The organism is Pseudomonadota bacterium, from assembly GCA_039196715.1.
GTDB lineage: Bacteria > Pseudomonadota > Gammaproteobacteria > CALCKW01 > CALCKW01 > CALCKW01.
Genome location: JBCCUP010000033.1, coordinates 26977 through 44589, shown reverse-complemented (window position 1 = coordinate 44589; position 17613 = coordinate 26977). Strand labels below are relative to the sequence as shown.

Genomic DNA, 17613 nt, shown 5'->3' with positions numbered 1-17613 from the left:
GGTCAGTTTTCGCTCATCAGCGACATCACGGCCGACATGAATTCCGGGTTCATCATCTTTTCCCGGATCAAGCGGGTCATGCCGCATTCGCTGTTGATGGCGTCGGCCTCGGCTTCGCTGATGCCTTCGGGCAGCAGGCTGCCGAGCTGATCGATCGCCTGCATGCCGCCGGCCCGAATCTCCGGCAACCGGGCCTCCATCTGATCGAGCATGGCGTCGACGCCGTCGTCGCCGATCCGGGCAGTGAAACGGTCGAGCACGCAACGGCCCGCGTCACGCATGGGCTCGTCCCATTCGGTGCTCGGCACCAACTCTGCGAGTTTGCTGGTATCGACACCCTCGGCGCCCATTTCAGTGAGCATGGCGTCGAACATCAGCGAGGTCATGTCTTCGCTGATGGCTTCGATGCGCTCCAGTGCGTCAGATGCGTGTGATTGCGAGAAAGGCAGCAGAAAAAGGGCGATGCAGGCGGCGCGTTTCAGCATGGCGGTGCGTCCGGGCTTTGGCGGTTGTTCACGGCAGACTACACCATCCGCGCGCCACCGTGTGCCTCGTCCACCCCACGCCGGGTGCCACACCGGCGCGTCCGGGTCTGGCCGCCACGGGCGTCAGTGTGAACGCCTGCGGCCCCGCAGCCCGGCGATCATCAGCATGAAAAACAAGCCCGGCACTGACAGGCTTCCGCCGCCGCCGGACCGCGTTGTGCCCGACGGGATCACCAGGCCGTTCGTGTCTTCGAGTGACAGTCCGGTGAGGCGAGAGAGCTCCCCAGCGACGTGCGTGAGACTGGCCGAGACAGCGTAGGAACCGTCGAACCCGTAGGCGCAGCCCGGACCCGGGCCCCAGCTGGTGGCGCCGACGAGTTGCAGTTCACCCTCGACAGCGATCACGCTCGGCCCGCCGCTGTCACCGTGGCACACGTTGACGTCGAAAGTCTGTCGGTTGGCGTGGCAGACCTCTTCGTCACCGACCACGGTCAGGCGGCTGCGATCGCCATCCTCGTACACGGTGTTGAAGTTCAGAAATCCGGCGTTGCAGGCGTCCGTGTCGGCCAACTGGATCACGGCGTGGCGCAGCGTGCTCGACGGCATGATGTTGTAAGGGCGTGTGGGCTGCGAGGTGCCAGGGCCATAGGCGACCTGGCCGCCCCAACCGATCACCGTGACCGCACCGGCAGCGGCTTTCGCGGCGTTGAGGTTGCTGGCCGATGCGATCGGGATGGCGCTGCCGCTCTCGGGTGTGGCCGACAGGCGGATCAGCGCCCAGTCGCCGCGGATGGTGCCCGAGGTGTCGACGCGGAAACCCGGGTTGCTGATGATCTGCTCGACCGCGACCGCCTCTGACCGAGAGCGGTCGGAGCTGAGGTCGTTCACACCGACCGTGACCGCCATTTCGCTGGGCAGCAACAGTCGGTTGCCAAGCAGGTCGGTGACACAGTGGGCGGCGGTGGCGACCCAGCGGTCGCCCAGGTAGCTGCCGCCACAGTAGACGTAGTCGAGCAGGCCGGGCGTGAACGCGATGTCTTCGCCGGCGTAGGCAACGATGAACTGGGCAAAGGTGCTGCTGGACAGTCGTCCACCGTTGATCGCGGGCAGGCGCGACTCGCTGTCGCGCACGTTGTACACACCGGTCGAGCCGCTCGCCGTCTCGACGAACACCGCGGCGATGCCACCGACGGCGGCACAGCGGTCAGCCTGTTGCCCCGGCGTCTCCGCGGTGCGGCCCTCGCGGGGGTAATCGTATTCGAGGATGCAGACCTTGCCGCGCGCGTCGCCGTCCTCGCAGCGGTCGTCTTCGTCGGCAAAGCGACCGCATTCGATGGTTTCGCCCTCGAAGTTGCGCAGATCGGACCCCGACATCAACGGGCCGGTGGCGGTCAGGTTGAGCGGCAGGGCCAGGCGCCCGGTCATCCCGGAGCGAAGCGCCGCGATGAAGGGGAATTGGCCGTCCGCCGAGCGGTCGCCGTTGACGATGCGCGTTTCCACACCGCTGCTCCCGGTCTCGGTGGACTCGAAGGCCCAGTCGGCGTCTGGGGTGGTCGCCGCCGCAGGGCCGGTCAGGCCGAGGGCGGCGGTCGTGAGGGCGGCAGTCAGTGCCTGTCGAAATCGAAGCGTACGCATAAGCTTTTGTTCTCGTTATTATTTTTACGCGCGCGGTGTTCGTTTTCACCGGTGTCCATGGGTGCTGTGTCCGGGCGCGGCCAAGCCACAGCGCTGAAGGGTCAGTGTTTCACAGGTGGTACAGAGGGAAATGCGGAGGGCGTCACGTTTTTGGCACTGCAGCCGCGCGCGGCACCCTGGCCAGTCGCCGGTCGGGGGTTCAGCGCAGTCGACAGGGGATGCGCGAGAAGCCGCGGAATCGGGCGCGCAGACTGCGGGTGGGCTGGCCGTCCAGCCGGTAGTTCGGAAAGCGCTGCAGAAAACGCCCGAGGGCGACGCGGCCCTCCAGCTTGGCGAGGTTGATACCGGCGCACTGGTGAATGCCTGATCCGAACGCCAGGTGACGGTTGGGCGCGCGGCGCAGGTCGAAGTGATCGGGGTCGGCGAACTGTGCTGGGTCGCGGTTGGCCGCGCCGATGCACAGCGTGACCGGTGTGCCGGCACACAGGGTGTGGCCGGCGATCTCGGTGTCGCGTGTGCTGATGCGGTTGCCCAGTTGGTTCGAACTCTCCAGCCGCAGGATCTCGTCGATTGTGCCGGAGAGCAACCCGGGCTCGGCGAGCAACTGGGCGCGTTGGCTGCCGTGCTGCGCCAACAGCACCAGCCCGTTGCCGATCAGGTTGGTGGTGGTCTCGTGTCCGGCGTTGAGGATGAAGATACAGTTCTGCAGCAGCTCGGAGAGGCTCAGCGTGTCGCCGGCTTCGCCCTGGATGAGACGGGTCAGCACGTCGCGTTCCGGGTCGCCCGGTGTGCGACGCCGCTCGGCAGTCAGTCCGTCGAGGTAGGCCGTGAAGTCGGTCACGGCCCGGTTGCCGCGGTCGAAGGTGTCTGCGTCGATGCGCGGTTCGAGCGCGCCCAGGATGGCGAGCGACCAGCCGCGCAGTGGGCCGCGATCGTGCGGCGGGATGCCGAGCAGATTGCCGATGATCTCGATCGGAATCTGCATCGCGAAATCGGCGATCAGGTCCGCCTCAGGTCGATCCTCAAGGGCATCGAGCAGGGCGTCGACGCAGGCCACGACACCGGGCGCCATGTCGGTGATCGCGCGGGGGTGCATGGCGCCGGCAATCAGTCGCCGAACCCGCGAGTGCAGTGGCGGGTCGTTGAACACCAGGCTGGTCGTGTGGTGCTCAAAGAGCGCGGAATTGCCGAACTTCGGTTTGAACTCGGTGGTCTTGTCCGAGCTGAACACGGTCGGGTTCTTGTAAACCGCCTGAACGTCTGCGTACCGGGTCAGCAGCACACTGCCATCCGGCATCCGCCGCACCGGCTCCCGGGTTTGCAAGGCCCGGTACCAGGGGTAAGGGTTCTCGTAAAACCCGTTGGGCAGGGCGCGCAGGTCGAAATCGTCGATGGCTGGCAACGGTGTCATGGCGCGGGGCAATCCTGTCGTGTGTCGACGACCGGTCGTGGTGCATCGGAGATGACGGTATCCGGTCAGCCGGTCACAGAAACTACCACGCACCCGTCGGGCAGGAACAGCGGCGACGGGCCGGGTGGCGTCCCCGCCGGCACTAAAGGAAACCTGGCGCGCGCCGTCACACGAGGTGAGTCGACTCGCGCGCTGTCTGCAGTGCGCCCGGTCCGATACGGTTCGCCTGGGGTTGCCTGCGGGCCGGCCGCAACCGCGTCCGTTTCGTCTCAGACGCGTCGCCCAGACACTCTCAGCTCTAACAGGGGCCGAGTGTCGCCGGCAGAGGGCCTGCTGGTGCGGATCGGTCGAAACCAGACCCGACGGATCGGGTGCTGGAGCCGGGGCCCGGTGACGATGCACAACTTTCCAGCCATAGACGTCCTCGATTGCGTGCAGTCCCCTGTGTTCGTGTTGGGAACCAACCACGCGAATCGGGTCATCTACACCGGTGTCAACCGCGCGGCTTGCGAACTGCTGTCGGCCTCGAAGGATGACATCGTCGGCAAGACCGCCGTGAGTCTGTTTGGTGAGGAACACGGCAAACCTGTGTACGGCCGGCACGTCATGGCGATGTGCACCGGCCTCCCAGCGGCCTATGACATCGCCGTCGCGTTCTCGGGCCGCCCACTGCTGCTGCATACCCAGCTGATGCCCTTGCGCAACCGGGAGGGGGATGTGGTCAACATCCTCGGGACCACGCAACAGATGTCCTCGGCTTACGCGCAACGCGATTCACAGTATCAAAGCCATTGCGTGCTGGACGAGGCCGAACAGTTTATCGCGTTGGCCGCCCACGACTTGCGTGCGCCGATCCGAAATTTCACCAGCATTGTCGACATGCTGTCCGAGTCGGTCGATGAACCCAGCGCCGAGCAACGGTCGCTGGTGTCGTTGGCGCAGAACCTCGCCGAGACCTCCTACGACAACATCGACGACATCGTAACCTACGCTGCTGCGAGCTCGGTGAACCACAGCTTCGATGAGTTCAACCTCGCTGAGGTGGGTCGCGCCGTGTTGGTCTCGATCGACCCGCTGTGTCAACACCACTTGTCCTGTGAGGACCGTTGGCTCTACGGTGACAAGCTTGCGTTGGAGTTGATACTGCGGACACTGTTCTCTCAGGTGATCAAGAACAACGCGAGCACTACCGTGTCCGTGCAGGTGCACGTGGAGCCGGTCAGCGACACGCGCTTTCGGGTGGTGTACGCCGACACGGGTGTCGGTTTCGATGATGTCGACATCAACCACCAGAACGACACCGAGTTCATTCTCAAAGGCGGTTACGGGTTGTCATCGATCCGGCGCATCGTGGTGGAGCGGAACGGCGAATTCGCCATTGGGAACGCGCAGGGTGACGGCGGGCGCCACGCGCGTTTCAGCCTGCCGGGTCAGGTGTTGTTCTACCCCGAGCAGGCGGTGGGCTGATCGCAACCCGGCGGGCGACCCCGTCAGGCGGCGCGGCGCGGTGCCGTGTCCGGGATACTCGACAGCGGCCGGGCCGGCAAACTGACGCGAAACACGCTGCCGCCGGCGGCGCGTGCGCCGACCGAGATGCTGCCGTTGTGGTTTGACGCAATGCGTTTGCACACGGCGAGCCCGAGACCGCTACCCTCGAACTCGGACTCGCTGTGCAGTCGGCGAAACATGCTGAACACCGTGTCGTGGTGTGCCGGGTCTATGCCGATGCCGTTGTCAGCCACTTCGAACACCACGGCGTCGGTGCCGGGCTGCACCGCGCGCACCGCGATCTCGGGTGCGCGCTCGGCGTGGCGAAACTTGACCGCGTTTGCAATCAGGTTTTGCATCAGCATACGCAGTTGAAAGGGATTGCCCTGCACCTGCCCCAGCGGTGCGTGCGTGATGCGCGCACCGGCGGACCGGATGTCCGCCGAGAGATCGTCCAGCACTTCCACCAGGATGGCGTCCAGATCCACGTGTTCCCTGGCCTGGCGGTTTTCCACCGTGCTCGCGTAGCGCAGCACACCCTCGATCAGTTGCCGCATGCGGTCCAGGGTGTTGTTGCACTCGGTGAGAAAGTGCGCGTGGGTCGCGGGCTCGGTGTGCGGGTCGATTGCATCCAGTTCGTTGAGCAGCATGCTCAGGGTGTTGATTGGCGACTTCAGGTCGTGAGACACGGCGTAGCTGAACTCGAACTGCTCGCGGTTGGCGTTGGACAGTTGGGCATTGAGCGCGGTGAGCTCGCGGTTCTGGGCATCGAGCCTGGCTTCGTGCGCGGCCTTCTGCTCGGCGGCCGCTTGAAAGGTGTGGGCCAGTGCGCGCACCTCATTGTCTGGCAAGGTCGGCAGGGGCGGCACGGTGCCCCCGTGTTCGAACGCCTGGATGTGTTGCGAGAGCGAGGCCAGCGGTCGAACCAGGCGCTTCTCCAGGTACTCGGTCTGGAACCACGCGACGGAGACCAGGCTCACAATCGCCAGTACGCTCACCAGCGCCGCGAGCTGCCAGGTGGTGTTGCCACTGGCGACCACGTGGGCCTGCAAGCGCTGATCTGCACTGGCCAACAGCCGGGCAAGGTCCGCCTGAATGCGATCGGCCAAGTGCCTCGCGTTGTTTCTCAGGATGGCTGCGCGGGCGTTGATATCGAGTTCGGCCAGGCGCAACGCCGGGATCGCCTCCTCACCGTCGCCGAGGTCCTGGATGACCCGAAAACCCCGTTTCAGGAAGGCCACCGGTTTGTCGGGTAAGCCCTGCAGTGTGGCTGTCGCGTCGAGCACGAAACTGCGTGTCCGCACGCGGGCCAATTCGATCTGCAACACGCGGGATTCGGTGGGGAGCGCGAGCAGCGTCGGCGCGTAGGATTCGACGATGCGTTTGAGTTCATCCAGTTGCCGATGCTGGGCGTTGTGGTGCGCATCGACGTGGGTGATTTCGGCGAGTGTGTCGATCACTTGCAGGATGTCCAGCCGTGTCCGGCCCAGCAAGCGCACGGCATCCTGCTGCTGCTGTTGGAAATGCAGTCGTTCGTTGACCGCGAAATTGATGGCGTTTCGAGTCGATTGAAGTTCGGACAGGCGTTCGCGAATCGACGCGGTGAGGTCGGCATTGTATTCGTCGTTGAACGCCGCAAGCACCGCGGTCATCGGCTGTGCGATGTCCTGCCACCGTGCCGAGACGGTGTCGAAGGCCGCGCGGTCCTGGGCTGACAGCTCGAAGAAGACGTGGCTGATCGCCTTGTCAACGAGGTTGCTGAGCGCATGCACGCGTTGCAGCTGCGGAATCTCGTGGTCCATGGCACGGCCGATGACCCGCTGCGACACCAGCGCTGTCGCAACCGCGGCAACCGCACAGATGGCCGTCAGCACGGCCACCGCGACATACGCGCCGCGCAGCTGCCGGCGCAGGGAATGTGGGGCGTACATCAGACGCTGCCCGGGGTCAGTTCAGGCCGAGCGCGGCGCCGACGCTGTTGCGCCAGAGTGACTCGCAGTCCGGTTTGGTCTCGTGGCAGTCGTCCAGCCAGTTGGGCAGGGACACGTCGGTGACCAGCGTGTGCACCGTGGCGCGGTCGGCGTCGGTCGGCGACACGCTCTGCAAATCGGCGCGTGGGACAGTGGTGCATGGAGACGCCCCCACGTTGCAGCGCAACGCGTCGTCGTACAGGCTCTCGGAGTAGGCCCACACGGCGTCGAGATAGGTGTCAAACGTGGCACTCAACCGCTGTTGTTCGCCGGGCGTGAAGGCCTCCCACGCGGCTGTGCTGATGCCGTAGGCGTTGAACGCGATCTGAAAACCCAGTGGCAGTGTGCTTTGCGAATGGGCGACCCAGCCGGCCGTGTTCGCCGAGCTCGGACCGGTTATCGCGCAGTTGATCAGGTCGAGTTCGAAAGCGCGCTCCACTTCGGCGAATTTGATCAGCACCGGGTGCGCGCCGAGGTGTTCGAGTGCGGCGCCGAGGTTGGGGTCGTACACGCGCACGGTGCGCCCAGCCACGTCGTCGAGGCCGCTGACCTCGCTGTCGCAGAAGAGCACCTGCGGGCCGAAGGGCCACAAGCCAAGCAGGTGCACCTGGTACCGCTCTTCGAGGTGCGAAGCGAGCACCGGGGCATAGGCCTCCGCCGCAGTGCGAGCCGTCGCGTAGTCGGTGACCATGCCGACCAGGTCGAGGCCGAGGAACACCGGGTCCCGTTTCGCGATTGCGGCGATGCCGATCGACGCAATGTCGACTACACCGTTTTGCAGCAGGTCGAGGGTCTCTGCCGGGTCGAGCTCGAGCGTGTCAATGGCGGCGTAGCGCACGTCACGTTCGATCGCAGCCGTCTCGGCCAGGCCGGCAAAGAACGGCGCTTCCCGGTGTTGCTGAATGTTGCCGGTCACGGACAGGCTGTCCGCGACGTTCAATACGGCGGTTTCGGCTGCGGTCGCAGTCACGGTGAACTGGAGCGCACACAGCGCGATCATTCCGAGGGGTGTCGATGGTCTCATGGGTCCTCCTGACCGGAGCTGGCGCCATCCTTGCGCGGAAACGGTTCTGCAAGCGTGTCAGTACCCGCAGGTTGTGTGCCACGGAACCCGCGTTCGGACTGGCTCAACCTGCCGCAACCCCGAATCCGCTCGGCCGGCATCAGGAGCACCCATGACCCACCTCGAACCGCTCTCACACGTGCTGTTGGTCGACGACGGCGACGTCGACCTGATCGTGTACCAGCGCATCATCGCGAGAACCGGACTCGCCGACACCGTGGTCGCGTGCAACAGCGCCGAGCGCGCGCTCGAACACCTGCGCGAACCCGGACGGGCGCCGGTGGACCTCACGCTGCTGGACGTCAACATGCCGCGGCTCGATGGCTTTGATTTCCTCGACAGGGTGGCTGCGGAGTGGGGTGTGACGGCGTTGGGCCGGGTGGTCATCATGCTGACCACGCCGCTCAGCGCACCGCACCGTGCGCGTGCGAAACGCCATGGCATCATCGACCGGTTCGTGGATAAACCCCTGAGCGAAGCGCAGTTCTCGGCGATTGTCCGCGACGCGCGGTCGCGTTGCCGCTGACGCTGCGCGGCGACGCGCCCGCCGGCGGATGGCGTGGCAGTCGGCGCGGGTTACACTGGCAGCGCGCACACCCGGTGTGTGCTGTTCACCGTCGCCACCGAGCCCCTGTGATGCTGAATTCGCTGTCTCGCCTGTCTGATTGCCCGCAACCCGCCAAGCTGCTCGGCGTGGCGGGGTTGCTGCCCTTCGTGGCCAGCGCGGGCGCACTCTGGTGGTTTGATGGGGCCTTGTGGCAGGTGGCGCAGACCGCTCTCCTGGTGTACGGCGCCGTGATACTGAGTTTTCTCGGTGGCGTACGGTGGGGCGTGGCGTTGCGAACGGCCGACGGCGACTGGATACCGTGGTTGTTGAGCGTGGCGCCGAGCGTGTGGGCGTGGTTTGCCGTGCTGCTCGGTGGGGCCGCGGGGTTGCTGTTGCTCGTGATCGGCTTCGTGGCGCAATGGCGGTACGACCTGCGCGCCGTGGCAAGCGAGGCATTGCCCGCCTGGTTTGGCCCACTGCGCTCACTGCTGACGGCTGGCGCGACTGCAAGCCTGGCCGTCGGGGCTGTCGCGCTCTGGGTCTGAGGCCCTGCCACGGCGGTGCGCGATTGAAAGTCGCGAGCGGCCACCCCATCTTGGAGCCCATCTGAAACACGAGGACAGGTTCTGTGGGCAGCGAGGCAGCAGACCTGCTGCACCATGACCCGCTATTCCTATCCCCACTTCGACACGGCGCCCGGCTACCTGACCGAGCGCGTGCGGTCTGCGTACATTGCCAAGGCGATCGCGTCGGGCGAGCTGCCTGACAACGCCCACCGCATGGCGCCGGTTGTGTCACTCTTGGCACCCAACGATGCCGCGCACCCGATTCAGTTCTGGCAGTTGTTCTCGGTGCTCGGTCCCGAGCGCATCGTCGCCATTGTGCGGTCGTTCTACCAGCGCGTGTTTGCCGACGAGGCGTGGTTCCGGTCGGTGTTCGAACGCGTTGGTGATGTCGAACACCACGTGATGACGCAGGCGGCGATGTGGATTGACGCCTTTGGCGGTGGGCCGGCGTACCACGGTGGCGAGTTTCGACTCAGCTTTCACCACCAACACAACGCGCTGCAGTTGCTCAACGACCGCGGTGCCGCGCGCTGGGTGGCCCTGATGGTCGAGACGCTGGACGACCCCGAATTGGACCTCACCTCCGACCCACGCGTCCGCCCGGCCTTGAACAGCTTTCTCGGCCACTTCATGAGCAAGTACGCCGAGGAGTTTGCGTTCTCCGATTGCGGTGACTTCGGGGAACGCAACGCGCCGTTTCGGCGTCGGCTGAACTTTCTCCGCCTGTCATCAGACGACATCGAAGCCCTGAGCGAAGCGGAGTTGATCGCCGAGTTCGAGACGCGCGGTGTCGATGTCAGTCAGTTCGAAGGCAAGGACGCGCTGGTGGCTCACGCGTTGCGTCTCTAGACCCGTCGAGTCAAACGTTGCATCGGGTAGGGCCGCAGTTGTGTTTTTTGCTTAGGCTCAGCGCGGAAGCAGAGCCAGAATCGCTTCGACGTAGTCTGTCGTGTGGCCCTTCTTGACGAAAGCACAGCGGGACAGCCGGTGGGATGCTTCGATGGCTCGGGCCGACTGGATGCCACTGAGGTAGATGAGCGGTGTGTCCGCAGAGCGTGCACGTACGTGCTCACCGACGTCGGCACCGGTGCCATCGGGCAACGCCCAATCGACCAACACAGCCGCGTGTCGATCGGCGTCAAAGGTTGCGATGGCATCAGCGGCACTGGTGGCAACGTCGATGGTGATGTGGGCTGCGGTGCGGTGGCGTGCCAGCAGGTGCTTCAACATCAACACATCGGCTTCGTTGTCTTCGACGTACAGCAGGGTTGTCTGGTCAGTCATGGGTTAGTCCGTTAACCGTGTCCTTGGCCCACCGCGAGTGATCTAGCCCAAATGGGTCAGACCACCGTGGTGCCTTGCCAAGCCTTGCGCAGTGTAGTGCCGATCGACCGCCAACACGCGTTTATTTTGGTTCGTGCATGAAGTGCATGCCGCCGCCGCTGTGTCTGAATCGGCGGCCCGAGCGGGACCTACAGGTTGATTCCCATGTACGCGCTGTGCGGTTCGTCGGTGTAGTCGGCAAAGGGGCCGCACGGTTCGAACCCGTGCGCGGCGTACAGTGCGCGCGCCGGTTCGAAGTGCTGGGTCGATCCGGTTTCCAGTTTGACCGTGCGCAGGCCGTCGTCCCGCGCCGCCGAGAGAGCGTGCACGAGCAGGGCAGCGGCAACGCCCTTGCGACGGTGGTCGGGGTGGGTGCGCATGGACTTGATCTCGCCGAGTGTGCTGTCGTGCCGTTTGAGTGCGCCACAGCCCATGAGTTGGCCGGCGTCGTCCCGCGCCGTCCAGAACCGGATGTCGGGTGCACGCAAGGCATCGAGGTTGAGGGCGTGCACGCTCTCGGGCGGTGAGATCGCGCGCATGTCCTCGAGGTGTGACTCGAGCAAGGCAATCACGTCCGCGGCGTCGAGACGGCGGTCCTGTGCGATGTCCATGGCGTGGGTGTCCCGGCGTTGGTGTGTGGTTTGGTACAATTGTACGGCTACGCTTGTGCACCTCAAGAAACCCGCGTCATGAACCGAACCATCCTGTTTGCCGTCGCTGCCATGGCGGCGGTGGTCGTCGTCTCGAACATCCTGGTCCAGCACCTCCTGGGTGACTGGCTCACCTGGGGCGCGTTTACGTATCCGTTCGCTTTCCTCGTGACCGACCTCTCCAACCGGCGCTTCGGCGCAACGATTGCGCGTCGTGTGGTCTTCGCCGGCTTTCTGGTGGGTGTGGCGTGTTCGCTGGTTGGCAGTCAGATCCACGGCGAATTCGGGCCGCTGGTGACTTTGCGCATCGCGCTGGCGTCCGGCCTCGCCTTCCTGACCGCGCAGCTTGTCGACGTCGGCGTGTTCAACCGGCTGCGCGACGGCTCCTGGTGGCGCGCGCCGCTGGCGTCGACGTTGGTGGGTTCGTCGCTCGACACCGCCCTGTTCTTCAGCATCGCCTTTGCCTCGGCGTTCAGCTTCCTAGAGCCCGGCAACGACGTTAGTTGGGCCAATGAGATGCTGCCGGTGCTCGGCGTCGGACCGGTCGCGCCGCTCTGGGTGTCGCTCGCCGTCGCGGATTTCGGTGTCAAACTCGGCCTGGCGTTGATCGCGCTCGGCCCGTACCGCGCGGTCAGTGCGCGCTGGCAGGTGCGGGCCGCCTGACGCGGTCGATGGCGCTCGGGCCTAGGACCGCAGGTCCTGCAGCGCGCGGCGCATCGCGTCGACCGTACGGCTGACATCCTCGGCGGTCGTACACCAGTTGCACACACTGATGCGCATCACGCGCCGCCCAAACCAGCTCGACCCGCCGACCCAGCACTCGCCACTGCGTTGCAGGGCGGCGATCAGCGCGTCGGTTTCCGCGTCCGAGTCGGCGCACACCAACACCTGATTGAACACCACGTCGTTCAACACCTGCAGCCCCGTCGCAGGCAGGGCGTCGGCAAACTGGACAGCCCGCTCGTGCAGGGACTGCACGAGTTCGGCGACACCCGCGCGGCCCAGTGACTTCAATGCCGCCCACAGTTCCACGCCGCGGGCGCGCCGCGACATCTCGGGGGTGTACAGCATGTTGTCCCGCGCGCTGCCCCACACGACGTAGTCACCCGACAGCTGAAGCGCGCCGACCAGGGCCTCGCGATCGGCGCTGAAAACCAGCCCGCTGTCGTAAGGGGTATTGAGTGTTTTGTGACCGTCAGCTGACCAGCTGTTCGCCAGCGCCATGCCACGGGTGAGGTCCGCCATTGCCGGATTGGCCGCCGCCCAGAGCCCGAAGGCACCGTCGATGTGCACCCAGGCGCCCGCGGCGCGTGCGCGGTCGCAGACGGTGTCGAACGGGTCGAAGGCGCCGGAATTGACGTTCCCGGCTTGCAAAATAACGAGGCAGTGCGCGTCGAGTTCCGGCAAGTGGGCCAGATCGAGGCGTCCCTCGGCGTCGACCTCGACCCATTCCACACCGTCGAGGCCGAAGCCGAGCAGCGCGATGGCTTTCTTGACCGTGCCGTGCGTGTGGCTGCTGGTGATCACCCGCAGCCTGGGGGCACCCCAGAGGCCACGGGCGTTGATATCCCACCCCGCGTTCTGGAGCAGGCGCCAGCGCGCGGCTGCCAGGGCGGCGAAAATCGCAATCGAGCTGCCGCTGACCACGCCGAGTGTGGTGTTTTCGGGCAGGTCCAGCAGCGTGTTCAGCCAGGTTTCGCACACGTCCTCGAGCGTTGCAACGGTCGGTGAGAGCGCGTAGAGGGCCGGGTTCTGGTCCCAGTGGTCGCCGAGCACGCGGGCGGCGAGCGCCGCGGGCAGCACACCGCCGTTGACCATGCCGAAATAACGGCCGCCGAGTTGGGCCACCGTGCCGGGTGAGCCGAGCGTGTGCAGGGCGTCGAGCACAGACGCGGCGGGTGTGCCGTCGGTTGGCAGGGGTTCTTGAAAACCGGTCAGTGCGGCCACGGCGTCGTCGTCGGGGTAGACACGCCGGGCGTCGACCTGCTCAAGGTAGGCGGCACCGTAGGCACCGGCTTGCCGCAAGAGTTCGGGTTGTTCGCGCTCGCGGCGGAGTCGGTCAATCACGGGTCGCATGCGCTCGCATCTCTCGTGTCAGGTCAACAGGGGGCGGGGTCACACCGGCGCAGGGTAGCAGAGGCGCAGGCAGCTGGGCGGTGTCTCAGGGGAGGTGGCGGTGTCGGTTGAGCTTCGCCGGCGGCTGCCCCACACTCTGCGCCGGCCCGCAGCAGTGTCGCGGCGGGCGCCTGCCGCGCCGGAATTGTCATAACCGGGTGGCCCACCAACAGAGGACTGACCTGTGGATAACAAATTCGACATCGGCCTGGCCCAGCGAAAGGCCACCCTCGGCGCCGAGTACGTGGAAAAGAACCTCGCAGCGGCCGACGATTTCACGCGCCCCTTCCAGGAGGCGATGACGGCCTGGTGTTGGGGTTTTGGCTGGGGCGACGACGCGATCGACGCGAAGACACGCTCGATGATGAACCTCGCGATGATCGGGGCGTTGGGCAAAATGCACGAGTGGGAGATCCACTGCAACGGCGCCCTCAACAACGGTGTCAGCACCGAGGAGATCCGCGCGATCATCCACGTGGTCGGCATCTATTGCGGCGTGCCGCAGTCGCTCGAGTGTTTTCGGGTCGCACGCAAGGTGTTGGAGGAGCGCGGCGCACTCTAGACGCTGTCGTCACGAGCCGGACAATCGGCTGTATACGGTGCGGGCGTCGCACGTCGAGCGTCGTACGTCGGTCGTCGCACGCTTTGCTGCGCTTACGCCGCTGGCCTGAACCAATACGCGCACTGCGCTGCGGTTCTCGCACACCGTTCCACGGGAGCGTTGTTTTCGCTCGATTTGTCAACTCGTGACGACAGCATCCAGTCGCCTCAGGCGTTCCGCAGTACCCAGTCGGCTGCGGCGGAGCGTTCGACCACCAGGTGCGCATTCGGGATATCGTTGTCACTCGCCCGCGCGCGGGCGGCGTCGACCGAGTGACCGTGGTCGAGCCAGCGCTGCACCAGTCGGCGTTCGAGCGTGTCGATGCCCGGGTTGAGGAACACCGTGATGTCGAACAGCCCGTGCAGTTCGCACCAGGGCGGTGAGGTCAGCAACAGATAGTTGCCCTCGACGATCACCACCGTGTCCGCGCGCGCCACGCGGTAGTGGTCCGGCACCACGCGGTCCGCAGCGCGGTCGAAACCCGGTACCGAGACATCGGTCTCGGCGTCGCGAAGGGCTTTGACCACCTCGACGAAACCGGCAGCGTCGAAGGTGATCGGCGCGCCCTTGCGGTGCCGTAGGCCGCGCTGGTCGAGCACGGCGTTGTCGAGGTGAAAACCGTCCATCGGCACCACTACGCTGGCGACGCCCTGCTGCGCGAGACCGTCGTGCAAGGCCGCGGCGACGGTGCTTTTGCCGGCGCCGGGTGGCCCGGCAATGGCCAACAGCAACCGCGCCGTGTCGCGGCTGCGTGCGACGACGGCGTCTCTGAGTTCGGGGTGAACCGTCACGCCGCGTCGGCGTGCGGCGGCTCGGCAGCGCCAGTCATGAACGCCACCGCGTCCGACATCGAGTGGTCTTGCGGCTTGATCACACACAGCCGTTTGCCGAGGCGGTGGATGTGGATGCGGTCGGCGACTTCAAACACATGCGGCATGTTGTGTGAGATCAGCACGATCGGCAGGCCGCGGGCTTTCACGTCCTGGATCAGATCGAGGACCTTGCGGCTTTCCTTGACACCCAGTGCGGCCGTGGGCTCATCCATGATCACCACTTTGGAGCCGAAGGCCGCAGCACGCGCCACGGCGATGCCCTGGCGCTGGCCACCCGAGAGCGTTTCGACTGCCTGGTTGATGTTCTGAATCGTGAGCAGTCCGAGCTCGGACAGCTTCTGCCGCGCCTGCCGTTCCATCTCCGTGCGGTCGAGCTTTCGAAACCAGCTGCCGAGAATGCCGGGCTTGCGTATTTCACGCCCCATGAACATGTTGTCGGCGATCGAGAGGGCGGGCGACAGCGCGAGGTTCTGGTAGACCGTTTCGATGCCGTGTTCCTGCGCGGCCTGTGGCGAGCTGAAGTGGACCGGGCTGCCGTCGAGCGTGATCTCGCCTTCGTCGGGTTGAATGGCCCCCGAGATCGCCTTGATCAGCGTCGATTTGCCAGCGCCGTTGTCGCCGATCACCGCCAACACCTCGTTCGGGTAGAGGTCGAAGTCGGCGTGATCGAGTGCGACCACGCGCCCGTAGCGTTTCACCAGGCCGCGGGTTGTGAGAATCGGGTCGTGCATCAGCCTGCCACCTTTCGGATCCATTGGTCGACCGCCACCGCGGAGATGATCAGCAGGCCGATCAGCAGGTAGGTCCACTGCGCGTCTGCGCCCGCCATGCGCAGCCCCAGTTCGAACACGCCGACGATCAACGCGCCGAAGAAGGCGCCGAGTATCGAACCCCGTCCGCCGAACAGGGAAATGCCGCCGATCACGACGGCGGTGATGGCTTGTATGTTGCCGATCTGGCCGGTCGAGAGCGAGGGCGACACGCTGCCGAAGCGCCCGATCATGACCCAGCCCGCGAGCGCGCAGATCAGGCCGGCCAGGGCATAGACCGAGATCAGGGTGCGGTTGACCTGAACACCCGCGAGTTCCGCAGCTTCGGGGTCGTCCCCGACCGCGTACACGTGGCGGCCCCAGGCCGTGTGTCTGAGGGCGTAGGCCAACACGACGACGAGCACGCACATGGCGATCACGCCGAGCGTCACCTGCGCGCCCGCCATCTTGAATTTGGTCCCGAACAGCTGCAGCAGGGGCGCCTGTGACTCGACGTCCTGGGACCGAATCGTCTCGTTCGCCGAGTAGATGTAGTTCGCGGCCAGCACGATCTGCCAGGTGCCGAGGGTCACGATGAAGGGCGGCAGTTTCGGTTTGGCGACGAGCCAGCCGTTGATCGCACCGATGACCGTGCCTGCGATCAGTCCGCAGAGGATCGCGAGGCTCGGTGGCATGCCGTAGCGAAACGTGAACTGCCCCATGATGACAGAGCACAACACCGCGATTGCACCGACGCTCAGATCGATGCCGGCGGTCAGAATGACCAGCGTTTGCGCAGCAGCGAGGATACCGACGATTTGCACCTGCTGGAGGATCAGCGTCATCGCAAAGGGCGAGAAGAATTTCGACCCGAGCAACACACCGAACAAGGCGATCGAGGCCAGCAGGACGATCAACGGCACGGCGGCCGGGGTGCGGTGCAGCCAGTGCTGGATGTGCTGGACGGCCGTTTTCTGCTCGGCCTCGAAGGACGCAACGTCGGTCGGTGAGGTCTCTGTGGCCTCTTCGTAGCGCGCTTTGCTGTCTGACATGGGGCGGGCTGTTCAGGGTAGGGGAGTCAACGAGAAAGCCAGGGCGCACTGGGCGCCCTGGCGGGCTGGGTTAGACCGGTCGGGTCCGAGTTTAACCCCAGCAGCGTGCCATGCCTTCAGCGACGTCGATGCTGTCGACGCCCGGCGCGGGCGTGTCGGTCACCAGGGCGACGCCCGTGTCGAAGAAGGCTTTGCCCGGCGTGTTCTCGGGCTTGGTGCCGTCTTTGGCCCAGGCGGCAATCGCCTCGACGCCGAGTGAGGCCATCAGCAGCGGGTATTGCTGCGAGGTCGCGCCAATCACGCCGTCCTTGACGTTGGCCACGCCCGGGCAACCGCCATCGACCGAGACGATCAGCACGCCGTCTTCAAGACCGACGGCCTTGAGCGCCTCGTAGGCTCCGGCTGCGGCCGGCTCGTTGATGGTGTAGACCACGTTGATGCTCGGGTCTTTTACCAGCAGGCTCTCCATCGCCTTGCGACCGCCTTCCTCGTTGCCGGCGGTGACTTCGTGGCCGACGATGCGCTCGTCGGTCTCGTCGCCCCACTTGTTCGGGTCGGCGAGGTCGATGCCGAAGCCTTGCATGAAACCCTGATCGCGCAACACGCCCACCGAGGGCTGGCTGATGGCGAGGTCGAGCATGGCAATGCGCGCAGTGGCCGCGTCGTCGCCGAGGCTCGCCGCCGCCCATTTGCCGATCAGCTCGCCAGCGAGGAAGTTGTCAGTGGCAAAGGTGGAATCCGCGGCATCGATCGGCTCGAGCGGGGTGTCGAGTGCGATGACCAGCAAGCCGGCATCGCGCGCCTGCTGCACGGGGCCGACGATGGCCTTGGTGTCGGACGCGGTGATCAGGATGCCTTTGGCGCCATCGGCAATGCAGGTCTCGATGGCGGCAACCTGGGTTTCATGGTCACCGTCGATCTTGCCGGCGTAGGACTTGAGTTCGATGCCGAGTTCCTCGGCCTTGGCCGTGGCACCCTCTTTCATTTTCACGAAAAAAGGGTTGGTGTCGGTCTTGGTGATCAGGCAGGCGCCGATGCCGTGGCCACCGGCCAGGGCGCCGTGTGACATCAGGCCCAGAGTCAGTGCGCCGAGCACGGATGCGATCAGGGCGTTTTTCATGTTCC

Annotated in this window: 18 protein-coding genes; 6 read left to right on the top strand and 12 right to left on the bottom strand. The window is 65.5% G+C overall.

All coding sequences use genetic code 11. The features are described from left to right. Positions 1 to 2: 2 nt before the first annotated feature. The 3 genes from AAGA11_12720 to AAGA11_12710 form a co-directional block, all read right to left on the bottom strand. The gene (locus AAGA11_12720) at positions 3 to 485 is read right to left on the bottom strand and encodes a hypothetical protein (protein ID MEM9603721.1); all 483 of its coding nucleotides are present in this window, start codon (positions 483 to 485) and stop codon (positions 3 to 5) included. 123 nt (positions 486 to 608) lie between these two features. Continuing rightward, positions 609 to 2120 carry a trypsin-like serine protease gene (locus tag AAGA11_12715; GenBank protein MEM9603720.1) on the bottom strand — a complete coding sequence of 504 codons (1512 nt, stop codon included), beginning with the start codon at positions 2118 to 2120 and terminating at the stop codon, positions 609 to 611. A gap of 199 nt (positions 2121 to 2319) precedes the next feature. After that, positions 2320 to 3531 (bottom strand): cytochrome P450, encoded by a 1212-nt coding sequence (locus AAGA11_12710; GenBank protein MEM9603719.1) that lies wholly within the window; start codon positions 3529 to 3531, stop codon positions 2320 to 2322. A gap of 396 nt (positions 3532 to 3927) precedes the next feature. Between AAGA11_12710 and AAGA11_12705 the strand changes: the two genes are divergently transcribed. Next, entirely contained in the window at positions 3928 to 4998 is a 1071-nt protein-coding gene (locus AAGA11_12705) for a PAS domain-containing protein (protein ID MEM9603718.1), read from the top strand. Between the two features lie 23 nt (positions 4999 to 5021). On the opposite strand, the gene AAGA11_12700 is transcribed toward AAGA11_12705, so the two are convergent. Together AAGA11_12700 and dctP are read right to left on the bottom strand one after the other, a co-directional pair. Next, positions 5022 to 6950, bottom strand: coding sequence for an ATP-binding protein (locus AAGA11_12700; GenBank protein MEM9603717.1), 1929 nt, complete (start codon positions 6948 to 6950; stop codon positions 5022 to 5024). Between the two features lie 16 nt (positions 6951 to 6966). Beyond that, the gene (gene dctP, locus AAGA11_12695) at positions 6967 to 8013 is read right to left on the bottom strand and encodes a TRAP transporter substrate-binding protein DctP (protein ID MEM9603716.1); all 1047 of its coding nucleotides are present in this window, start codon (positions 8011 to 8013) and stop codon (positions 6967 to 6969) included. Positions 8014 to 8164: 151 nt separating this feature from the next. On the opposite strand from dctP, the gene AAGA11_12690 reads away from it, so the two are divergent. The 3 genes from AAGA11_12690 to AAGA11_12680 all read left to right on the top strand — a co-directional run bounded on the left by AAGA11_12690 (position 8165) and on the right by AAGA11_12680 (position 10014). Then, positions 8165 to 8578 (top strand): response regulator, encoded by a 414-nt coding sequence (locus AAGA11_12690; GenBank protein ID MEM9603715.1) that lies wholly within the window; start codon positions 8165 to 8167, stop codon positions 8576 to 8578. Positions 8579 to 8688: 110 nt separating this feature from the next. Further along, on the top strand, positions 8689 to 9144 hold the full coding sequence (locus AAGA11_12685) for a DUF3429 domain-containing protein (GenBank protein ID MEM9603714.1): 456 nt from the start codon (positions 8689 to 8691) through the stop codon (positions 9142 to 9144). A 114-nt stretch (positions 9145 to 9258) separates the two neighbouring features. Beyond that, entirely contained in the window at positions 9259 to 10014 is a 756-nt protein-coding gene (locus AAGA11_12680; GenBank protein MEM9603713.1) for a hypothetical protein, read from the top strand. A 57-nt stretch (positions 10015 to 10071) separates the two neighbouring features. Here the strand turns inward: AAGA11_12680 and AAGA11_12675 are convergent, their stop codons facing one another. Then, a complete protein-coding gene (locus AAGA11_12675) occupies positions 10072 to 10449 on the bottom strand; it encodes a response regulator (protein ID MEM9603712.1) in 378 nt (125 codons plus the stop codon). Positions 10450 to 10637: 188 nt separating this feature from the next. After that, positions 10638 to 11099: a GNAT family N-acetyltransferase gene (locus tag AAGA11_12670; GenBank protein ID MEM9603711.1), complete on the bottom strand. Its 462-nt coding sequence runs from the start codon at positions 11097 to 11099 to the stop codon at positions 10638 to 10640. 78 nt (positions 11100 to 11177) lie between these two features. Between AAGA11_12670 and AAGA11_12665 the strand changes: the two genes are divergently transcribed. Beyond that, on the top strand, positions 11178 to 11801 hold the full coding sequence (locus AAGA11_12665) for a queuosine precursor transporter (protein MEM9603710.1): 624 nt from the start codon (positions 11178 to 11180) through the stop codon (positions 11799 to 11801). 21 nt (positions 11802 to 11822) lie between these two features. Here the strand turns inward: AAGA11_12665 and AAGA11_12660 are convergent, their stop codons facing one another. Further along, positions 11823 to 13214, bottom strand: a complete 1392-nt coding sequence (locus AAGA11_12660) for an aminotransferase class V-fold PLP-dependent enzyme (GenBank protein ID MEM9603709.1) — start codon at positions 13212 to 13214, stop codon at positions 11823 to 11825. 223 nt (positions 13215 to 13437) lie between these two features. Here AAGA11_12660 and AAGA11_12655 point away from each other — a divergent pair, with 223 nt between their 5' ends. Next, entirely contained in the window at positions 13438 to 13815 is a 378-nt protein-coding gene (locus AAGA11_12655; protein MEM9603708.1) for a carboxymuconolactone decarboxylase family protein, read from the top strand. A 206-nt stretch (positions 13816 to 14021) separates the two neighbouring features. Here AAGA11_12655 and AAGA11_12650 read toward each other — a convergent pair whose 3' ends face one another. The 4 genes from AAGA11_12650 to AAGA11_12635 form a co-directional block, all read right to left on the bottom strand. Beyond that, positions 14022 to 14645, bottom strand: a complete 624-nt coding sequence (locus tag AAGA11_12650) for a nucleoside/nucleotide kinase family protein (protein MEM9603707.1) — start codon at positions 14643 to 14645, stop codon at positions 14022 to 14024. Continuing rightward, entirely contained in the window at positions 14642 to 15421 is a 780-nt protein-coding gene (locus tag AAGA11_12645) for an ATP-binding cassette domain-containing protein (GenBank protein ID MEM9603706.1), read from the bottom strand. Before AAGA11_12645 ends, AAGA11_12650 begins: the two co-directional genes overlap by 4 nt. Further along, on the bottom strand, positions 15418 to 16488 hold the full coding sequence (locus tag AAGA11_12640; GenBank protein ID MEM9603705.1) for an ABC transporter permease: 1071 nt from the start codon (positions 16486 to 16488) through the stop codon (positions 15418 to 15420). Before AAGA11_12640 ends, AAGA11_12645 begins: the two co-directional genes overlap by 4 nt. A gap of 91 nt (positions 16489 to 16579) precedes the next feature. Next, a complete protein-coding gene (locus tag AAGA11_12635; protein ID MEM9603704.1) occupies positions 16580 to 17608 on the bottom strand; it encodes a sugar ABC transporter substrate-binding protein in 1029 nt (342 codons plus the stop codon). Between the last annotated feature and the right edge of the window lie 5 nt (positions 17609 to 17613).